Raw genomic sequence first — 19,694 nt, forward strand, 5'->3', positions numbered from 1 at the left:
CGGTATTCCTGTAGCGCCAGGCATTTTGCGCGTCGACAGGCAATCTGCGCGTCGCTGAGCAGGGCAGGTCCGAGGCCGGCCCCTGGAAGCCCGAAGGGCGCTACGCGTAGACCTTCCCGAGGTAGTCGCCCCAGGCCTTGGCCGTGGACTCCGAATCTCCGCTGCCGCTGAAATCGTGGACGGTCATGCCCACCGGTGCACCGAAAACGTTGCGGCCAAAGAACCGGTACATGGTGTCCGCGGTCCGCAGGCCCAGGAAGTTCTCGTTGGAGAAGTCCACCTGCCCCTTGAGCCGCCCGACGCCGTCGACCTCCACGTCGAACGTGTCCCCCTGCGACGCAGCCTCCACGCCGAGGGCCTTCTTCAGCCGCACAAAGCCTTCCGGTGTCTGCGAGGCTTCGGGGCCCTGGACGTCCGTGAACACCACGGGCTGGCCGTCGAAGTACTTCAGGTACTGGCCCAGCGTGTGGAGGTAGAACTCCGTGTGCTTGCTCGCGCCGTCGTACTGCTGGTCCCAGTTGTCCGCGAAGATGCCGCTGTGCACGTAATCGAGCTTGGCGCGGCCGCCGTCGAGCGGTTCCAACACGTGCTCCAGCTGGTTGAACCAGCCATCCGGCCCGTCCATGCGCGACACCAGGTGCTGAGGGTACTCCTCAACGGTCTTCACGTCCGGCCATTGGTCGGTCGGGAACATCCAGCCGGGCGTGCCCTTGGTAACGGCCTCCCAGACACGCTCCGGAGTGCCGGGCAGCTCGGTGTCGTAAACAATCTCAAATTCACGGTTGTCAGTCATTGTCCTGCTCCTGTTCCTTTTCCCCGGTCGGGGTGGTTTTGGGTTGCTTGAGTGCCGGATGAAGCGCGACGACCAGGCGGTGCTTCCGCCCGCCCGCCCCGCCGTCGTCGTCGTGATACTTGTCCACCAGCCGGGTGACCGCAACGCCGAGCTCCTCGGCAAAGGCGGCACGGTCAGCGGCCGTGCGGAAGGTGATTTCGCCGTCGATCGCGAACGTTGCGAGTTTCTGCCGCGCGGCGGCCGCGCCGGCGATGAGCTTCCCCACTTCCTGGACCATGCGCCCGGCGAGCGCCAGCAGCCAGAAGGCGGAGAACCGGTCTGCAAAACGGTGCGGATCGGGCGCCACGGAGGCCAGCGCCACGGGCGAAATGAGGTAGGACGCCGCGGTGGCCTGCAGGACGCGCTCCGTGACGTTGCCCTTCCGGCGCTCCTCAACAAGCTCCACCAGGCCGTGCCGCTCCAGAGCTTTGAGGTGGTAGTTCACCTTCTGCCGCGGCAGCCCCACCTTCGCGGCGAGCTGCGTGGCCGAGCCGGGCTCCGCAAGCTCCTGGAGGATGCGGGTCCGGATCGGGTCCAGCGAGGCTTCGGCCGCCGCCGGGTCCTCAATCACTTCGATGTCCAACATGGCTCAAGTATCGCCACCGACAATTTTATTTGTCAAGAACTTTTTTACCGTCGGTGGTGAGTTCGCGGGAATGGTACCGGATCGCCGGAAGGTTCCGGCGAACTGGCACGGTTCCGGCGAACTGGGCGTCGGGCCGTTCGCACCACCGAAACGGCAGGAGCAGGCCGCAAAGTAGAATGGACCGGTGATGCAATCCCCCCTCCCCGTACGCGACGGCGTGAACGCGACCCGCCTGCGCCTCCCCAATGAGGGGCCCTGGGACACCGCCATGGACTACATGATGCATCGCTGGGGCCACATCGACCCGCAGGGCATCGAGGACCGTTTCGACGCCGGCGAGATCGTGGGCGAGGGCGGCGTTCCCCTCGACCGGCGCACCAGGCTCGAGGACCACACCTTCATCTGGTACTACCGCACGCTCCCTCCGGAGACGCGGCTGCCCGTCGAGCTCAGCATCCTGCACCAGGACGATCACATCCTCGTGGTGGACAAACCCCACTTCCTGCCCACCACCCCGGGCGGCACCTACATCCAGGAATCGGCCCTGGTGCGGCTCCGGAACCAGCTGAACCTCCCGGACCTGATCCCCATGCACCGTCTGGACCGCATGACGGCCGGCTTGCTCCTGCTCTCCACCAACCCGGAGACACGCGGCAACTATCAGGTGCTCTTCGAGAAGCGCCAGGTCCAGAAGGAGTACGAGTGCGTGTCCGCCGCGGAACCAGCAGCGGGATATCCCGCCGTCGACTTCCCCGTGGTGGTGCGGAACCGCATGACCAAGTCCCGCAGCTACCTCCTCGCCGAGGTCATCGACGGCGAACCCAATGCGGAAACCCGCATTGAACTGCTGAAGACGTTCGACGCCGGCACTCACGCAAGTGAACCGACGCGCCGGGGTCTGTACCGGCTTGAGCCGCACTCGGGGAAGACCCACCAGCTCAGGGTTCACATGGCCTCGCTTGGTCTGGGGATCGTGAACGATGCCTTCTATCCCGATCTGCTGGACAAGGCGCCGGACGATTACACCCGGCCTCTCCAACTCCTGGCACGCGGGATCCGTTTTGTGGACCCCATCACCAAGCAGCCGGTGGAATACCGCAGCAGGCTTCAGCTCAGCGAAGCCCCGGCCTAGTAGGGGCAAGCCGTCCCTCGGCGTGAAAATGAGGTACCTTGTGCCCATGGACCTGGGCAACGCTGACACCTGGGGGGCCGCGATCTATTTCTGGATCATCCCCATCGTCCTGGGCGATGCCATTTTCCCGCCCATCCCCTCCGAAATGGTGGTGATCACGGGCGGCGCACTCTCCGCGGAAGGCCGCGCCAACTTCCTGCTGGTGGGCCTGCTTTCCGCCCTCGCCTCCTGGATCGGCGACGTTGTGGTGTTCCAGTTGTTCAAGCGCCGCCTCAGCCATGTCCTGGACCGGTGGCGGTGGGGCCGCAAATTCCACAGCGGAATCCACACGGCCATTGCCAAGGCGGGCCGTTCCACCACCTACGGCGCCATCATCGGTGTCCGGTTCATTCCGGGAGGCCGGCTCGCGACGTCTGCCGCGGCGGGCATCGCCGATGTCACCACCCGGTCATTCAGTTTCTGCGCAGCGCTGGGCGCCGTTCTTTGGGCCACCTGGCTCGTCGGACTCGGCTACTTCACGGGTTCCGCGACCAAGCTGCCGTTCTGGGCCAGTTCGCTGATCGGCGTTGCTGTCGGGCTGGTGATCGGCGGCGTGGTGGGCATGATTGTCACCCGCCGCCGCGGCAGCCGTTCGCTCGTGGACGAGCCAACCGATGACATCCGGCCCGATACCGCACCGACCTGACGCGGCACGTTCGCGCTAGACGGGAGCCCAGCGGCCGCGGCTGCGGCGGAGCACCAGAAGTGTACCTGTCACCGCAACGCGTTCGACGGCGTCGCGCATCATTGCTGCCGATTCCCGCGCCTGGTTGTTCTCACCGGTGAACTCCGTTGCCTCCACGAGGAAACGGAGGTTCAGTTCCGGCACGCCGCCTGCGATCTGGAGCTGGTTCGATTCCACGTGGTGCCGTGTTCCAAGCGCCTCGACGGCGGCAGCCATCACGGCCTCGGGAGCGTTTCCAGGCTTCAGCCCGGTGATCTTGAGTCTGGTCTGGAACGAAGGCATAAAAACAACCCTAGCGTCAGCGCGAACCGGCAGGTAACAACCTCAAATCCGCTTCCACGGGGCATGAGCTGCCAGTTCGCGTTAGCCTCCCGGGGAAGTGTCCGTGTCGCGAACCGGGGCGGCCCAGCGCTCCTCGATGTCAGTTCAATGGAACAGATCCCCAGGGCGACGGCGACAGACAGGGCGGCCCACCCCAAACGCTCTCTCACTTGGCGCCGGAAGCCTTGTTGGTGGTAACTCCCACGAGCATCAGAGGTCTAGGATGCAGCTAAGCAGTTTGAGGGGTGCTGCCCGAGGCGGAAGGGACGGCGTCTATGCGGGTGGTCCGGAACGCGAAAACGGTATCCGTCGTGGCCGGTGGGGTCCTGGTGGTTGCGGGGTGTCTCGGCGTGTGGCTGGCCGCAAAGCTTCAGGCCGGACAGGAAGGCGCCAGAGTGATGCGGGCGCAGGCAGCGGATACCCTTCCCGTCATCCTGCCCCTCATCATGTCGCCAGACTGGGCCCACCAGTTCCTCCCGGCCCGGTGCGTGGCGCCGACACGCCGGGACGCAGCGACAATCGACATCCCGCCACACACCGTGTCAACGAACTCTGTGCGGGTATTCGGAGGGAAAGACCGCCATGAAACGCTCCATCAATCAGAGCGTTGCAACGACCATATGACTTTGCCCGCAAACGCTCTCTCACAGGTGAGAGAGCGTTTGGGAAATACCGACAGGAAGTGAGAGAGCGTCGGTGGTTGGAGGTGGCCCGGCGGCGTTATCCGGCCAGGGGGCCACCCCGGCTTGCGGGCTATCCCGTGTTGCGGAGGCCTGCGGCTACGCCGTTGACGGTGATAAGCATGGCCCGCTGGAGGCGCTCGCTGATCTCCGAGTTGGAAACGCCTTCGCCCTCGGCGCGGATGCGGCGCATGAGTTCCACCTGCAGGTAGCTGATGGGGTCGAGGTACTGGTCGCGGATCTCCAGGGACCGCTTCAGCGTCGGCTGCGCATCGAGGAGCACGTGCTCGCCGGTCAGGTTCTGGATCTCTGCGACGGTGAGATCGTATTCCTCCCGAATGGCCCGGAACAGGTGGTGCAGTTCCTCGGGAACAAGCGTGGAGACGTAGTAACCGGCGATGTCCATGTCCGTCTTGGCCAGCGTCATTTCCACGTTGGACACCACGGATCGGAAGAAGTGCCAGCGGTCCATCATTTCCACGAGCTGTGCCGTGTTGCCGGCTTCCCGCGCGGCTTTCAGGCCCGAGCCAACGCCGAACCAGCCTGGCACGATCTGCCGCGACTGGGTCCAGCCGAAGACCCACGGGATGGCGCGCAGGCCGCCGAGCCCTGCCCCGGAGTCCGGGCGCTTGGACGGACGCGAGCCAATGTTGAGGGATCCAAGCTGTTCCACCGGGGTGGATGCCAGGAAGTACGCCGGCAGGTCCGGATCATCGATCAGCGAGCGGTACCGGGCGAAGGCGGCGTCGGAGATGGTCTCCATGACATGGCCGTAGCGCTCGCGCTCGTCCTCGGATGTGCGCGGGGCGCGGTGGAGGGCCGAACCCTGCATCACGGCCGCCAGCGAAAGCTCGAGGTTTTCGCGTGCCAGCTCCGGCAGCGAATACTTGTCCGAGATGACTTCACCCTGCTCGGTGAACTTGATTTCGCCTTCGAGGACACCGTTGGGCTGGGCCATGATGGCATCGTAGGTGGGTCCGCCGCCGCGGCCCACGGAACCGCCGCGGCCGTGGAAGAGCCGCACCCGGACGCCGTGCTTGGCCGCGATGTCCCGCAGCTTCCGCTGAGTCTTGTGGATTTCCCACTGGCTGGTCATCACGCCGGATTCCTTGTTGGAGTCCGAGTAACCGAGCATGATTTCCTGGACGTCGCCGCGCAGCCGGACCAGCTCCCGGTAGGACGGATCGGACAGCAGCTGGTCGACGATCTCGGCGGACGCCCGCAGCTCCTCCACCGTTTCCAGTAGCGGTGCGAAGCCGATCTTGGCATACGGCGCTTCGCCGAAGAGGCTGATGAGGCCAGCCTCGCGGGCCAGTACTGCGGCGGCCAGGACGTCGTCGGCACCGCGGGTCATCGAGATGATGTACGTCTCGATGACATCCGGGCCGTAGGTCTTCAGGGCGCGGCGGATCTCACGGAAGACGTCGTACGTGCCGTCAGCGACGCCGTCGAGCTTGATCGGGTGGCCGGACAGCGGACGGCGGGAGCCCAGCTCAGCACCCAGCACCTCAAGGCGCTCGGCGCGGCTGAGTTCGGAATACTGCACGCCCGGGCCGCCGAGGCGGTCCATCAGCTGGCCGACGGCGTCGTGGTGGTGGTCGGCGTGTTCGCGGATGTCCAGGGTGGCGAGGTGCAGGCCGAAGGAGGCGATGGCACGGCGCACGCGGGCCAGCGCCCCGTCGGCTGCAAGCCCGGCATGGTGGTTGCGCAGGGACGTCTCCAGCAGGCCAAGCTCGGCGAGGAGCCCGGCCGTGGACGTGTAGTCGCGGCCCGGCTCGTGGGACGAACCCGCTCCCACGCGCTTGGCCGTGTTGAGGAGTTTGGCCTTGATGCACGTGAGCTTGAGCCGGTAGGGCTCCTGGGCGTTGAGTTCCAGCACCCGGCGGTCCAGGCCCGGCAGGTTCTTAAGGTCCGCGTCGATCGAGTCCAGCAGTTCCTGGTCCGCCCCGGCCAGCGCCGTGGAGTTGGAAAGGATGGAGATGAGCTCGTCGATCATCACGATGCTGATGCGGACGGCATGCTGGTTCTGGATCTGCAGGATCTCGCGGGTGACGCCTGCGGTGACGTTCGGGTTGCCGTCGCGGTCACCGCCGATCCAGGAACCGAACCGGATGGGGGCCTTCTGCGACGGCAGCGAGACGCCGTGTTCGCCCAGCAGCTCGGACAGGTCCGACAGCATTTCGGGCATGGCATCGGTAAGGATGCTGTTGAGGTAGTAAATGGCGTTGCGGGCCTCATCGACCGGGGTGGGGCGGACCTGGCGAAGCTCATCGGTCTGCCACATCTGGTCGATCACCTCCGCGAGCTGACGGTCCTGGCGGCGGCGGGCCGAGGTTCCTTCCTCGGTGGAGACCGCCAGCACATCAGAAAGCCGGCGGATCTTGTCCAGCACCGAGCGGCGCGAGGCCTCCGTGGGGTGCGCCGTAAAAATGGGGCGGACATCCAGTTCGTTGACCACTTGCTGAAGCACGGCCGGCCCGGCCTGGCCGGAAATCTCCTCCACGGCCTTGGCCAGCCAGCCGTCCTTTTCCTGCCGGGTCCGCAGCCCGCGGACCCGGTGGACCTGCTCAGCGGCGTTGGCCAGGTGGAAGTAGAACGCAAACGCGCGGACCAGATCGGTGGCCTGGTCAATCGGCAGGGAGCCGAGGAGTTCGCGGACCTGGGCCACCACGTCGTGTGAGCTCCAGGGGCCGGTGGCATCCGCGCCGCCGCGGGCAGCTTCCTTGGATTCCTTGGTCAGCAGGCGGACCTGCTCCACGAGGTCAAGGAGTTCGGGGCCGTGCTGGCGGACCAGCGATTCGCCCAGCAGGGTGGAGACGCGCCGGACATCCGCCCGGAGTTCGGACGCAAGGTCGGTGCTGGCGAGGTCTGCGCCCGCTAGATGTGTGCCTGGATTTACTGCAGTGTCAGCCATGGAAACTATCTTTCGAGGGTTCGGACTTGGCTCGTACACTGCGCTGGATACTGTGAGCCGGGTTACTTGTTCCTATGGGATATTACCCGGCCCAGTTCCGGCGTGGGAATCCGTCTCAGATAGTGTCCGTGCGCTTGACGTCCGCTGCGGCCCCTGTTTTAGTGCGCCCGGCAGCCGGAATTCCGGGCACAACGGGCGTGCGGCCGGCCGCACGGATGGTGATCTTTCCGGTGTGCGCCTCGTTGTGGTCGGGGCCCTTGCCGGACTGGGTGGACTCGTGCCGCCGCTGCTTCAGTTCTTCCCGGGCCGCCGCCTCCTCACGGGTGGGGGCGCCGGTTGCGGGGTCGATCATGCCCAGCGCGCTCCCCAGCGTCCCCGTGGCACCCTTGGGGTTCCCGCCGCGCTTCAGGACGGACATGCCTGCCAGCGTGAACCCGGCTATGAGCGCGAGACAGGCCAACACGGTGAGCAATGCATCCATGCCCCTGCCGCCGTCTCAGCGGACGATCTTGAAATTGAAGTCGGGCGTTCCCAGGACACCCCACAGCCGAATCCAGACCGGCAGCATCATTTCCGGTCCGGGCTGTGGCGATGTCGCCGAGGTCAATGATGTCCTGGTGGCCGAGGCTCCGCAGCAGGGATGTCACGGCGTTTTTGGCGTCGGCGTCATTGCCCGAGACGAACACTGAGTGCTCTCCCCCGGCCACACGGCCGGGATTGACCATCAGCCCCGCATTCATCGTGTTGAGCGTCTTCACCACCTTGGCTTCCGGGAAGGCACGCTGGATCTGCTCGCCGAGGCTGTCCGTGTTGACCGGATTCAGCGACGGCGGGAAGCCCTGCGACGGATCGAGCGGATTGGCGACGTCCATCAGGATCTTGCCTGACAGGTTCCGAGTGCCCGCCGCCGCCAGCGCGTCGAGGGAGCCCAGGCCGTTGGTCAGGTTGACCACCAGCTCGGCTGCCGCGGCGGCCTCGGCATAGGCAGCGAGCGCCACGTCGACGTGCTGGGCACGCCACTGTGCAAACGGCGGGGTTCCCATGGCGTCAGGTTCCTGCCGGGCAAGCGTAGCCTTGGGGTCCCGGGTCCCGATCACCACTTCGTGCCCCAGCTTCACCAGGGCCGCCGCAACCGTTCGGCCAGCAACTCCGGTGCCGAAGACAGCTATTTTCATGGCGATCACTTCCGTAGTCCGCTGGGTAGACAACTCTGTCTCGCGCGTTCGCCTGGAACGTGTTTGACGCTACCAGCTGGGCTGACGGGCGGCAATGGACCCCGGAGTCAGCAGGCACGGTGCGGAACTGAGCGGAATGTTGCGGGACGGCATGCGGTTGTACGGTGGGCCGTAAGCCATCGCCCTGGAGGACCCATGAACACTGCCCCTGACGCCCAGCTGGACCGCTGGTACCGCTTCCGCACCAACCGCAACAAGGCGCTGGCCGGCGATTACGGCTGGCTGACACTCACGTCGTTCCAGTGGCTGGAAAGCCAGCCTGCCGGCGTCGACCTCGTCCCGGGGCTCTGGTCAACAGACGGCACGACGGCGTTCCTCACCGCCGGGGCGGCGGACGGGCTGACGCTGGTGGACACCGGCGAAGCGGTGGACGGCACCATCTCGGCTGCGCTGGCGAACGAGGAGTCGCTGATGTGGGTCCGGTTCGGCGGCGACGACGGGAAGCAGGTGGTGGTGGAACTGGCCATGCGGGCGGACAAGTACGCCATCCGCACCCGGGATTCGCAGTCGCCGGTATTCACGGAGTTCGACGGCGTGCCCACCTTCGAATACCGCCCCGACCTGGTGGTTGAGGCGAGCTTCCGCCCCTATCCGGAGCCGGTGGACGTTCCCATCGGAACCGCGAACCCGCTGGTGGACGGCGTGCACCGCTCCGTGGGCGAACTGGTGTTCCGGCTGCCCGGCAAGGACCACGAGTTCCATCTGCAGGCGGAGGAGGAGAAGCTCGGGGCCCTCACGGTCACGTTCCACGACGAAACCAACGGTGATTCCACGGACGAGTGGCGGAAGGTGTCGACGGCCCGTCCCCGCGTCGACCCATCAGGAAACGCGACCGTGGTCCTGGACTTCAACCGCGCCATCAACTACCCGAGCGCCTTCACGCCCTACGGGACCTGCCCCATGCCCGTGAGGAACAACAGCCTGGACTACCGGATCGAGGCCGGCGAGAAGGACCCGATGATCGCCGACTGAGCCCACACTAAGCGCGAACGGACACTTGAGGCCCACCCCTGAGGGGCCTCAAGTGTCCGTTCGCGCTGGTGGTTCGCGCTGGAAGCCAGCGCAGCGGAAGGTTCGCGCCGGCGCCTTAGACGATCGCGGATACCCCGGTGACGGCGCGGCCGACGATAAGGGTGTTGATCTCGAACGAGCCTTCATAGGTGTAGATGGCCTCGGCATCGGCGAAGATCTTGGCCATCCGGTAATCCGTCACGATCCCGTTGCCGCCCAGGATGGACCGTCCCATCGCCACGGTTTCGCGCATCCGGGCACTCGTGTACGACTTCGCCAGCGCCACCTGCGCCATATCCGCCGTTCCGTCCTGCTGCAGCTGGGCGATCCGGACCATCATCCCCATGCTCGCCACAGCGTTGCCGAGCATGGTGACCAGCTGCTGCTGGATGAGCTGGAATTTGGCCAGCGGACGCCCGAACTGCTGACGTTCGACGGCGTGCTGCCGGGCGACGTCGAACGCCGCCAGCTGCTGCCCCACCGCCTGCCACGCCACCATGATCCGGGATCCGCGAAGCAGTTCGTTGGTGTCCTCGAAGCTCCCGATGCCGGCGAAACGGTCAGCCTCGGCCACCCGCACATCCCGGAAAACGATGTCCGCATTCTGCACCGTGCGCAGGGCAATCTTGTGTTCGATGCGGCTCCGGCTGACGCCGGGGAGGGCCGCGTCCACGATGAACCCCCGGATGGCGCCGTCAGCTTCGTCCCGCGCCCAAACGAGCATGTAGTCGCAGAACGTCCCGTTGCCGATCCAGCGTTTGGCTCCGTTGAGGACCCAGTAGTCACCGCCGTCGTCGGCAGCTCCGGATGAACGCGAAACCCGGCGTGCCCGCGTTTCCATCCCGCCGGCCACGTCGGAACCGTGTTCCGGTTCGGTCAGGGCGAAGGCGCCGGTGGTGCGGAGGCTTGCGGCGTCGTCGAGCAGGCGCGCCTTCTGCTCCTCGGAGCCGAACCCGTACAGCGACTCCACGAAGAGGTCGTGGTGCACCAGGAAGAAGGTGGCGATGGAGGTGTCCACCCGTGTCATCTCGGCAATGACCAGGCCGGCGAACAGGTGGCTGTAACCCCGCTGGGCGGGGGCGCTGAGTTCGAGGGCGGCCAGCTTGGGCAGGATGTGGGCGGGAAACTCGGCGTTGTTCCACCACTCGGTGGCGAACGGCGCGATTTCGGCGGACAGGAATTCCCGAAGCTCCTCAAGCTTCCGCTGTTCCCGTTCGCTGAGCAGCGACTCGAATCCGAAAAAATCCGCCGTGGGCAGTGAATCCACCTCGCTGGCAGCCGCGTGCTGCCCGGGGGCCGGGGCGTGCGGCCCAGGGGCCGGGGCGGGGGCCGGGTACGGCATCATTTCGGCCCCATCCGGATGGCGCCGTCAAGCCGGATGGTCTCGCCGTTGAGCATGGCGTTGTCCACTATGTGCGCGGCCAGGCTGGCGTATTCGGCAGGCCGGCCCAGCCGGGAGGGGTGCGGGACCTGATTCCCCAAAGAGTCCTGGGCCTCCTGCGGCAACCCGGCCATCATGGGCGTTTCGAAGATGCCCGGCGCGATGGTGACCACGCGGATCAGGGAACGGGCCAGTTCGCGGGCGATCGGCAGGGTCATGGCCGCCACGGCACCCTTGGATGCGGCGTAGGCGGGCTGGCCGATCTGGCCGTCGAACGCGGCGACGGAGGCGGTGTTGATGATGACGCCGCGCTCCGGTCCCCCGAGTTCGGTCACTGCAGGTTCGGTGGCGGCCATGGCCTCAGCGGCGAGCCGGATCACGTTGAAGGTGCCCACGAGGTTGATCTGGATGACGCGGTTGAAGGTGCCCAGCGGCAGTACGCCCTCGCGGCCCAGGACCTTGCCCGGCGTGGCGATGCCCGCGCAGTTCACCACAATGCGCAGCGGCCCCAGGGCAACCGCGGCGTTGACGGCGGCCTGCACCTGCTCCTCGCTGGTCACGTCCGCGGGGACGAACACGGCCTTGTTCCCGGATCCGGTGGCTTCGGTGGACGCGGTGTTGGACGCGGCGGATCCGCCGCCCCCGGCGGGCTGCGCGTTCAGCTCGGCAGCATACGCGTCGCCCCGGGACGACGGCAGGTCCACCAGCACCACCGAGGCCCCGGCGTCGAACAGGCGCCCGGCCGTTGCGGCGCCCAGCCCGGAGGCCCCGCCCGTAATCAACGCGACAGTACCCTTGATGTCCATCCATCCTCCTTGATGTGGAACCGAACTCCGGCGTAACGCTAGTTAATGCATGTTAACTGGAATGGGAACAAACCGCACGCTCGGACAGCAGCCGGCCCTCCCGGCAGGGCACCCGGCTAGGCTGGCACCATGACCTCCCCAGACGTCGCCGCACCCGCAGACTGGTCCGCCCGCGCCGACGAGGCCGCCCGGTCCGTGACCCGGATGTTCGGGCAGCGGCTGTTCTTCCTTCCGGGAACGCATATCGCGGCCATCGAACGGCCGTCCGGCCGGCTGAAGAACCTGGTCCGCCCGTGGCACTACTGGTGGCAGGCCCACTACGTGGATTGCCTGGTGGACGCCGGCCGCCGCGAACTCGCACGGGGAGCCAGGTTCGACGGCGGGAGCCACCCCAGCGCCGGGCAACTGGCCTCGCGGCTGGTCACCGGCATCCGGCTGCGCAATTTCCTGACCGTCGTCAACAACTACTACGACGACATGGCCTGGCTCGCACTGTCCACGCTCCGCCTGGAGAAGCTCGCCGAAGCGACGCGCAAGCCGGGCAGTCGCCGGCACGCAAGGATCCGGAAGAGCCTGACGCTGCAGTTCGATTCGGCCTCCACGGATGACCTGGGCGGCGGCACGTTCTGGAGCACGAAGCGGGACTTCAAGAACACGCCGGCCACGGCACCGGTGGCGCTCTACTATGCCCGGACCGGAAACACGGCCAAAGCCCAGGCGCTGGTGGACTGGCTGGGTGCCAAGCTGTTCGACCCCGCCCACGGCATGTACCAGGACGGGCTGCGGATCGGCAGCAACGGAGAGGTGGTGCTGGAAGCCGCCATTTACACGTACAACCAGGGCCCGGTCCTTGGTGCACTGCTGGAACTCGGCGGCCAGCCGAACCTTGAGCGGGCAGCCGGACTAGTGGACGCCGTGGCCCGCCATCTGACGCGCTCTGCCACCCTGGCATCCGGCCGGACGGCCGCGGTGCTCCGCGGCGACGGAACGGGCGACGGCGGGCTCTTCACCGGGATCCTGGCCCGGTACCTTGCGCTGGCTGCAGTGGACGGACGGCTTTCCCGGCACACGCGTGCCACTGCGGCAGCCCTGGTCATCGAAACGGCGCAGGCGCTCTGGGAGGGCCGCCGCGCCGTGGATCGGGCCGAACCGCTGGCGCGCCATGGCGCGCAGTGGGTGTTTTCGGTGTTCCCCGAGTCGCCGGCGGGCCAGGCGTATCCGGCGGGTGCCGCCGTCGAACTTTCCACGCAACTGCAGGCCTGGATGGTGCTGGAGGCCGCCGCCACGGTTGGGGATCCAGCACACGGGGAACCTCACTCGAATTAAGTAACGTAAAAGTTCCGTAATCGATGTGATCCTCGTCACTTAATGGCCCCGAGTCTTGGTTACTTAGGTTTGGCTAACCTACAGTTTTGGCAGCGGGCATCCCCCAAATCCCCCTCGCTGCGGACCACGGTCCATCAGGTTTTCCCTCAGAAAGAAGCCCCCAATGAAGATCCGCACCAACGCGCTGGCAGGTATCGCACTCGCCGCCACCGCAGCCCTCGGCCTGGCCGCCTGCGGCTCCGGAAGCTCCGCACCCGCTGCGACCGGCTCCGCTTCAGCCACCGCCGACGCCAAGCCGTCCGGCGAGATCACGGTCTACAACGCCCAGCACGAAAGCCTCACCAAGGAATGGATTGACGCTTTCACCGCAGAGACCGGCGTCAAGGTCACCCTGCGCCAGGGCTCGGACACCGAGATGTCCAACCAGATCATCCAGGAAGGCGCGGCCTCCCCCGCCGACGTGTTCCTCACGGAAAACTCACCCGCAATGGCGCAGGTCGAGAACGCCGGACTGTTCGCGGACGTGGACAAGGCCACCATTGACCAGGTGCCCGCCGAGTTCCGTCCCTCCACCGGCAAGTGGACCGGGATTGCCGCCCGCTCCACGGTCCTGGTCTACGACAAGGCCAAGCTGAGCGAAGACCAGCTGCCCAAGTCCATGCTGGACCTGGCCAAGCCGGAGTGGAAGGGCAAGTGGGCGGCCTCACCGTCCGGCGCCGACTTCCAGGCCATCGTCTCCGCGCTGCTTGAGCTCAAGGGCGAAGCCGCTGCCGAGGAATGGCTCAAGGGCATGAAGGAGAACTTCACGGCCTACAAGGGCAACAGCACGGCCATGAAGGCCGTCAACGCCGGCGAAGTGGACGCCGCCCTGATCTACCACTATTACTACTACGGCGACCAGGCCAAGACCGGCGAGAACTCCAAGAACGTCACGCCGTACTACTTCAAAAACCAGGACCCGGGCGCGTTCGTGTCCGTCTCCGGCGGCGGCGTGCTGAACTCCTCCAAGAACGCCGGGGCTGCCCAGGCCTTCCTGAAGTTCATCACCGGCAAGAAGGGCCAGGAAGTCCTGCAGAAGGGCACTTCCTTCGAGTACGCCATTGCGTCCGACGTTCCGGCCAACGAGAAGCTCGTTCCGCTGACGGAACTGCAGGCACCGACGGTTGACCCGGCCAAGCTCAACTCCGAGAAGGTCACCGAACTGATGACCAAGGCAGGACTCCTGTAACTCGGTGCCAAATGGAAACACAGTGGCAACTGACCTAGCGGCACCGGAAACTTCCGGAAGCACGACGACGGCGGGTAGGGGCAAGCGCCCCCGCCCGCCTTTCGGCGTTTCGGCAGTGTCCATCATCGCCGTCCTGATTGCCCTGCTTTCCCTGGTTCCGCTGGGGTACGTCGTCGTAATGACGGCCGCCACGGGGTGGGAAACCGCCGTCAGGCTGATCTTCCGCGAGCGTGTCGGGGAGCTCCTCCTCAACACGCTGCTCCTGATGGTGCTCAGCGTGCCGCTCTGCGTCGTCCTGGGCGTGGGCGGAGCGTGGCTGGTGGAACGGACCACGCTCCGCGGGCACAAGTGGTGGGCCGTCCTGCTGGCCGCACCGCTGGCCATACCGGCGTTCGTGAACAGCTACGCCTGGGTCTCCGCCATACCGTCCCTGGGTGGGCTCTGGTCCGGCGTCCTGATCGCCACGCTGTCCTATTTCCCGCTGGTTTACATTCCGGCCGCGGCCACACTTGGACGACTTGATCCCGCAATCGAGCAGTCCGCCGCCTCCCTGGGCCTGGGGGCGTGGCGCACCTTCTTCCGTGTGGTGCTCCCGCAGCTCCGCATCGCCATGACCGGCGGCGCCCTCCTGGTGGCGCTGCACCTGCTGGCCGAATACGGCGCCTTCGCGATGATCCGCTTCGACACGTTCACCACCGCGATCATGGTGCAGTACCAGTCCACGTTCAACGGCGCGGCCGGCAACATGCTGGCCAGCGTGCTGGTGTTCTTCTGCCTGATCCTGCTCGTGGCGGAGGTCCGAAGCCGCGGCACCGCCCGCTATGCCCGGATTGGGTCGGGCGCCCAGGCCAGGGCCCTGCGCCTTCCCCTCCATGCCTACCAGGTCCCGGCCCAGCTCTTCATCGCGGGCCTCACCGCCCTGGCTTTCGGACTGCCGCTGACATTTGTACTCCGCTGGATATTCGCGGGCGGACCTGGCATCTGGGCCACCGACGAATTCCTCCCCGCGCTGCTGCAGACCCTGGGCTACGGCCTGGCCGGAGCCCTGGCCACCACCGTGGTGGCTTTCCCCATGGCCTACCTGGCCGTGCGGCACCCCAGCTGGTTCAGCAAGGCGCTGGAACTGTCCAACTACGTCACCAGCTCCATGCCGGGCATCGTTGTGGGCCTCGCCTTTGTGACAGTGAGTATCCGGGTTGCCCCGGAGTTCTACCAGACAACCGTGCTGCTCATCGCGGCCTATGTGCTCCTTTTCCTGCCGCGTGCGTTGGTGAACATCCGGGCCGGGCTGGCCCAGGCGCCCAAGGAACTGGACGAAGCGGCTCAGGCACTGGGAAAACCGCCGCTGGTGTCCTTCATCCGGGTGACGCTGCGGCTCACGGCACCGGCGGCCGCAGGCGGAGCCGCGCTCGTGTTCCTGGCCATCGTCAATGAACTCACGGCCACGCTGCTGCTCTCCCCCAACGGCACGCGCACCTTGGCAACCGAGTTCTGGAGCAAGAGCAGCGAGATCGACTACGCCGGGGCGGCTCCGTATGCGCTGCTGATGATCCTGATCTCCGCCCCGATGACCTACCTTCTCTTCCAGCAGTCCAAGAAAGTGGCCGGACAGTGACCGATTCCCAGACCTCCAGCGATGCCCCTTCACGGCTTCCGGTACCGCGGATCGCCCCGTCCGTTGCGCCCAGCACCAACAGCCACCTGGAGATCGACGCCGTCACCAAGAACTTCGGACCGCAGGAGGTCCTCAGGGGTGTCACGTTGTCTGTGGCGAAGGGCGGGACAACTGCGATCGTAGGACCCTCCGGCTCGGGCAAAACCACCCTGCTGCGCCTGATCGCCGGCTTCGAGCATCCCGGCGCCGGCAGCATCTCGCTCAGCGGAGCCACAGTGGCCGGCGACGGTTTCTGGGTACCGGCCCATAAACGCCATGTTGGCTACGTTGCCCAGGACGGCGCCCTGTTCCCTCACCTCACCGTGGGTCAGAACGTATCCTTCGGCCTCAGTGCCAGCCGCCTCTCCGGCGGACGCCGCGAGGTCGCGGCCCGCGTCAGCGAACTCCTGGAAATGGTGTCGCTCGATCCGTCCATGGCCAAGCGCCGGCCGCACCAGCTCTCCGGCGGACAGCAGCAGCGGGTGGCCCTGGCCCGTGCCCTGGCCCGCGAACCGGAGTTGATGCTGCTCGACGAGCCGTTCTCTGCCCTTGATGCAGGCCTGCGCGTTGCAACCCGCCGCGCGGTGGCCAAGGTCCTCAACGAGGCCGGCGTGACCACCATCCTGGTCACGCACGACCAGGCCGAGGCACTCTCCTTCGCGGACCAGGTGGCCGTGATGCGCGGCGGCAGGCTGGCCCAGATCGGCAACCCCTTTGTGGTCTACACCCGCCCGGCGGACCGGGCCACTGCGGAATTCCTGGGCGACGCCGTCATCCTCGACGCCTGGATGGAGGGCTCGCTGGCGACGTGTTCGCTGGGCGGCATTCCGGTGCGCAGGCCGCCGGCCCAGGGCCGCGTGCAGGTCATGCTGCGCCCCGAGCAGATCCGCATCGCCGAGGACGGCCCCATCCGCGGCGTGGTGGTGGACACCGACTACTTCGGCCCTGAAACCACCGTGCGCCTCAAACTGGCAGTGCCGCCGGAACTGGCAGCCGGGGCCGCTCCGGACCACCGTTTCCCGGGCGGCGGCGAGGTGATCACCATCCGTCACTGGAACGCCTCCATCGCGCGGCCCGGCATGGAGCTCTGCCTGCGCGTGGTGGGCGAGGCCGTGGCCTTCCCGATGGACGGCAACGGACAGGCCTGAGGCCTGTTAGTCCGCGGGGCGCTTCTTCTGCGGGTACGGGGTTTCGCCGCGTGCCAGCATTTCCACGAACCCCAGGATCTTGCGTTCGCGGGTGGCGGCCTGCTTGACCGAATTGGTCCGGTAGATCAGCGCGAAGCGGTTGGTGGAGGTCAGCACGTCGAACATGGCCTGCGCACGCGGCTCGGCAGCAATGGCGGCCGCCAGATCGGCAGGCACTTCGGCGGTTGCGGGACCGTGGTAGGCGGCTTCCCAGCGGCCGTCCGCCTTGGCAGATTCGATGGCGGCGCGGCCCGCCGCCGTCATCCTGCCGGCCGCTTCGAGCGCCTCGACGCGCCCCACATTCTTGACCGACCAGGCGCTCTTCGGCCCCCGGCGGGTCATCCGCTGGAAAGAGCTCTCGTCGTCGCGCTTCTTGGCCTGCCCGTCGATCCAACCAAAGCACAAGGCCTCCTGCACGGCCGCCTCGTAGTCCAGTTCCGTGGTGTTGCCGCCCTTTTTGTGCAGCACCAGCCACACGCCCGGACTGATGGCGTGGTGCTGTTCCAGCCACGTGCGCCATTCGGCGGCGTCCTTCAGCAGCAGTTCCTCGAGTTCGATGGCCATGGCACCATTCTGCTCCACGGGACTCCTTATTCAAGGCGTGGCATCATGGCCATGTCACCAACAATTCTTGGCCAGCCTCACCCCGGGAGATCCAATGCTGCGTGTCCGCCCCATCCATTTCACCTCGCGCCTGGACCAGTGGGACCGGCTGCTCACCGACCTGGGAATGGTCCGGACCGTCGATGACGGTTCCTGGAAGGAGTACGACGCCGGAGCCGGCCGGCTGGCGCTGCACGCCGCCGAGGCCGGCTCCGCAGGGGACGGCACCACGGCGTTTGGCGTCGAAGTGGGCGACCTCGCCGAATTCGCCCGGCGAACCAACGAGGCCGGGGCGGACGACGGGACGTCGCCGGCCGAGCTGACCAAGGCGGACCACGGCGACACCTGCCGGATCACGGGCGGGGACGGTTTCAGTTTCTTCGCGGACAAGGCTGCGCACAGCGCCCAGAGTACGGCGGCCGACCCGGCGCTTGTCGTCGTCGAGGTCTGGTTTTCCCCGGACGCCGCGGCCGCCGCCCAGACACTGCGCAGCATAGGCGCCCGGCTCCGGCCGGTCCCCGACGACGATGAAACCGCAGATTTCACGGCAAAGAACGGCGGTGTGCTGATGGTGCGCCCCGGAAACGGCAACGCCCGCGCCGGCCTGGGTTTTGAGTACACGGGCGACCTGTCCGCCCTGCAGGACCGGCTGGCCGCCGCCGGCCACCAGGCCAGCATGACAGAGGAGGCGTTCGGGCGGACCCTTCACGTGGCCAACCCCGACTTAGTGGGCGCGGACGCTCCGGCGCTCTGGGTTTCAGCAAGGCACTGACGGACGGGGCGTCGCGGCGCCCCGCCCCTCCAGGTTCAGTCCGCCAGGGCGCCGTCGCAGAGCCGGCCGACCACCTCGGTGAGCATGGTGAGTCCGGCCACGATGTCCTCGTCAGTGGTGTATTCGTGTTCGTTGTGCGAGATGCCGTCCACGCTGGGAACGAACAGCATCACAGTGGGTACGATGTCCTTCATGTTGGTGGAGTCGTGTCCGGCCAGGGTCATCACCGGCTTGTTTGCCAGGCCAAGGTCGGCTGCCACCTTCGCGGCCAGTTCCACGCCTTCGCGCTGGTAGGGCGTGACGGGCCAGGAGTGGGAGTGGTTGCGTTCCACGGTGACGTTGGCCGTCCGCTCGATCTCGGTGATCCGCTGGTGCAGCAGGGCATCGGCTTCAGCCAGGACAGCCTCGTCGGCACTGCGCAGGTCCAGCAGCAGGTTCACGCGGGACGGCACCACCACCGGCGAGTTGGGGTAGACGGTCAGCTGCCCCACTGACGTGTGCAGCACGCCCGGGAAGCGGTCGGCCAGCTCGCGGGCGGCCACCACCATCATGGAGGCGCCCAGCAGGGCGTCCTTGCGGTCGGCGATCACGGTGGAGCCGGTGTGGGCCTGTTCGCCGTTGACCACGAATTCGTACTTGTTGGCCGCCCAGTTGGAGTGGACCAGGCCGATGGTGACGCCTTCCCGCTCCATGCTCCGGCCCTGCTCGATGTGGATTTCGGCGCAGAAGGCGGCGTCCGGCCCCTCGTAGTCCCCCCGGCAGCCGATGGCGTCGAGGGCGTCACGGACGGAGACGCCGGCGGCATCGGTGGTGGCCAGGGCCGTCTCCAGCTCCAGCTTTCCGGTATAAACCGAGGAACCCATCATGGAGGGTTTGAAGCGCGAGCCTTCCTCGTTGAACCAGTTGACCACGGCGATGTTGAACCGGGGCTGGCCGTCCGTCCCCGCGGCGTTCCACTGCTCCACCAGGCGGAAGGCCGCGTGGGCTGCCGCCAGCACCCCGTAGGCGCCGTCGTACCGGCCGGCCGTGGGCTGCGAGTCCATGTGCGAGCCCACCACCACGTAGGCTGCGCCCGGCACGGCTTCGAAGAGTCCCCACTGGTTGCCGGCGCGGTCGAACTTCACTGTGAAGCCTTTGGCCTCCAGCAGGCCCTTGAGCCACTGGCGCTGCTGGCCGTCCGGGATGGAGGCGGCCTGCCGGTCGACGCCGCCGTTCGCGGTGGCTCCGAATTCGCTCATCGTGTAGAAATCCCGGACGAAGGCGGTGTCTCGGGCGCTGAGGGTTGTTGTTGTGGTCACGGTG

General features: G+C 66.8%; 18 protein-coding genes. 8 read left to right on the plus strand and 10 right to left on the minus strand.

Annotation, left to right across the window (positions count from 1 at the left end; genetic code table 11):
* Positions 1-100: 100 nt before the first annotated feature.
* Both J2S97_RS20865 and J2S97_RS20870 read right to left on the minus strand, forming a co-directional pair.
* Positions 101-793, minus strand: coding sequence for an SRPBCC family protein (locus tag J2S97_RS20865; protein WP_307051850.1), 693 nt, complete (start codon positions 791-793; stop codon positions 101-103).
* Complete coding sequence (locus tag J2S97_RS20870; protein WP_307051851.1) at positions 786-1,418, minus strand: winged helix-turn-helix domain-containing protein; 633 nt, start codon at positions 1,416-1,418, stop codon at positions 786-788. Before J2S97_RS20870 ends, J2S97_RS20865 begins: the two co-directional genes overlap by 8 nt.
* 187 nt (positions 1,419-1,605) lie before the next feature.
* On the opposite strand from J2S97_RS20870, the gene J2S97_RS20875 reads away from it, so the two are divergent.
* Together J2S97_RS20875 and J2S97_RS20880 are read left to right on the plus strand one after the other, a co-directional pair.
* Entirely contained in the window at positions 1,606-2,550 is a 945-nt protein-coding gene (locus J2S97_RS20875; protein ID WP_307051879.1) for an RluA family pseudouridine synthase, read from the plus strand.
* A gap of 46 nt (positions 2,551-2,596) precedes the next feature.
* Entirely contained in the window at positions 2,597-3,235 is a 639-nt protein-coding gene (locus J2S97_RS20880; RefSeq protein ID WP_307051852.1) for a DedA family protein, read from the plus strand.
* A gap of 15 nt (positions 3,236-3,250) precedes the next feature.
* Here J2S97_RS20880 and J2S97_RS20885 read toward each other — a convergent pair whose 3' ends face one another.
* The 4 genes from J2S97_RS20885 to J2S97_RS20900 all read right to left on the minus strand — a co-directional run bounded on the left by J2S97_RS20885 (position 3,251) and on the right by J2S97_RS20900 (position 8,364).
* Positions 3,251-3,556, minus strand: coding sequence for a hypothetical protein (locus tag J2S97_RS20885; protein ID WP_307051853.1), 306 nt, complete (start codon positions 3,554-3,556; stop codon positions 3,251-3,253).
* Positions 3,557-4,348: 792 nt separating this feature from the next.
* Positions 4,349-7,189 carry a phosphoenolpyruvate carboxylase gene (ppc, locus tag J2S97_RS20890; RefSeq protein WP_307051854.1) on the minus strand — a complete coding sequence of 947 codons (2,841 nt, stop codon included), beginning with the start codon at positions 7,187-7,189 and terminating at the stop codon, positions 4,349-4,351.
* 115 nt (positions 7,190-7,304) lie between these two features.
* A complete protein-coding gene (locus J2S97_RS20895; RefSeq protein ID WP_307051855.1) occupies positions 7,305-7,541 on the minus strand; it encodes a hypothetical protein in 237 nt (78 codons plus the stop codon).
* Positions 7,507-8,364 carry an NADPH-dependent F420 reductase gene (locus J2S97_RS20900; RefSeq protein WP_307051856.1) on the minus strand — a complete coding sequence of 286 codons (858 nt, stop codon included), beginning with the start codon at positions 8,362-8,364 and terminating at the stop codon, positions 7,507-7,509. The genes J2S97_RS20895 and J2S97_RS20900 overlap by 35 nt, the downstream gene beginning before the upstream one ends.
* 195 nt (positions 8,365-8,559) lie before the next feature.
* Here J2S97_RS20900 and J2S97_RS20905 point away from each other — a divergent pair, with 195 nt between their 5' ends.
* Positions 8,560-9,396, plus strand: coding sequence for a DUF1684 domain-containing protein (locus J2S97_RS20905; protein WP_307051857.1), 837 nt, complete (start codon positions 8,560-8,562; stop codon positions 9,394-9,396).
* A 115-nt stretch (positions 9,397-9,511) separates the two neighbouring features.
* On the opposite strand, the gene J2S97_RS20910 is transcribed toward J2S97_RS20905, so the two are convergent.
* Entirely contained in the window at positions 9,512-10,780 is a 1,269-nt protein-coding gene (locus J2S97_RS20910) for an acyl-CoA dehydrogenase family protein (RefSeq protein ID WP_373460608.1), read from the minus strand.
* A complete protein-coding gene (locus tag J2S97_RS20915) occupies positions 10,777-11,622 on the minus strand; it encodes an SDR family NAD(P)-dependent oxidoreductase (RefSeq protein ID WP_307051858.1) in 846 nt (281 codons plus the stop codon). The genes J2S97_RS20910 and J2S97_RS20915 overlap by 4 nt, the downstream gene beginning before the upstream one ends.
* Before the next feature lie 129 nt (positions 11,623-11,751).
* Between J2S97_RS20915 and J2S97_RS20920 the strand changes: the two genes are divergently transcribed.
* The 4 genes from J2S97_RS20920 to J2S97_RS20935 all read left to right on the plus strand — a co-directional run bounded on the left by J2S97_RS20920 (position 11,752) and on the right by J2S97_RS20935 (position 16,978).
* Positions 11,752-12,948 carry a glycoside hydrolase family 76 protein gene (locus tag J2S97_RS20920; RefSeq protein ID WP_307051859.1) on the plus strand — a complete coding sequence of 399 codons (1,197 nt, stop codon included), beginning with the start codon at positions 11,752-11,754 and terminating at the stop codon, positions 12,946-12,948.
* Between the two features lie 163 nt (positions 12,949-13,111).
* Entirely contained in the window at positions 13,112-14,176 is a 1,065-nt protein-coding gene (locus J2S97_RS20925) for an iron ABC transporter substrate-binding protein (protein WP_307051860.1), read from the plus strand.
* Between the two features lie 22 nt (positions 14,177-14,198).
* Entirely contained in the window at positions 14,199-15,791 is a 1,593-nt protein-coding gene (locus tag J2S97_RS20930) for an ABC transporter permease (protein ID WP_307051861.1), read from the plus strand.
* 50 nt (positions 15,792-15,841) lie between these two features.
* On the plus strand, positions 15,842-16,978 hold the full coding sequence (locus J2S97_RS20935) for an ABC transporter ATP-binding protein (RefSeq protein ID WP_373460612.1): 1,137 nt from the start codon (positions 15,842-15,844) through the stop codon (positions 16,976-16,978).
* A 6-nt stretch (positions 16,979-16,984) separates the two neighbouring features.
* Here the strand turns inward: J2S97_RS20935 and J2S97_RS20940 are convergent, their stop codons facing one another.
* The gene (locus tag J2S97_RS20940; RefSeq protein ID WP_307051881.1) at positions 16,985-17,581 is read right to left on the minus strand and encodes a YdeI/OmpD-associated family protein; all 597 of its coding nucleotides are present in this window, start codon (positions 17,579-17,581) and stop codon (positions 16,985-16,987) included.
* A gap of 94 nt (positions 17,582-17,675) precedes the next feature.
* On the opposite strand from J2S97_RS20940, the gene J2S97_RS20945 reads away from it, so the two are divergent.
* A complete protein-coding gene (locus J2S97_RS20945) occupies positions 17,676-18,392 on the plus strand; it encodes a VOC family protein (protein WP_307051863.1) in 717 nt (238 codons plus the stop codon).
* Positions 18,393-18,427: 35 nt separating this feature from the next.
* Here the strand turns inward: J2S97_RS20945 and J2S97_RS20950 are convergent, their stop codons facing one another.
* The gene (locus tag J2S97_RS20950; protein WP_307051864.1) at positions 18,428-19,690 is read right to left on the minus strand and encodes a M20 family metallo-hydrolase; all 1,263 of its coding nucleotides are present in this window, start codon (positions 19,688-19,690) and stop codon (positions 18,428-18,430) included.
* Positions 19,691-19,694 lie beyond the last annotated feature (4 nt).

Origin of the sequence: Arthrobacter oryzae, from assembly GCF_030812315.1 — a bacterium.
GTDB classification, from domain to species: Bacteria; Actinomycetota; Actinomycetes; order Actinomycetales; family Micrococcaceae; genus Arthrobacter; species Arthrobacter oryzae_B.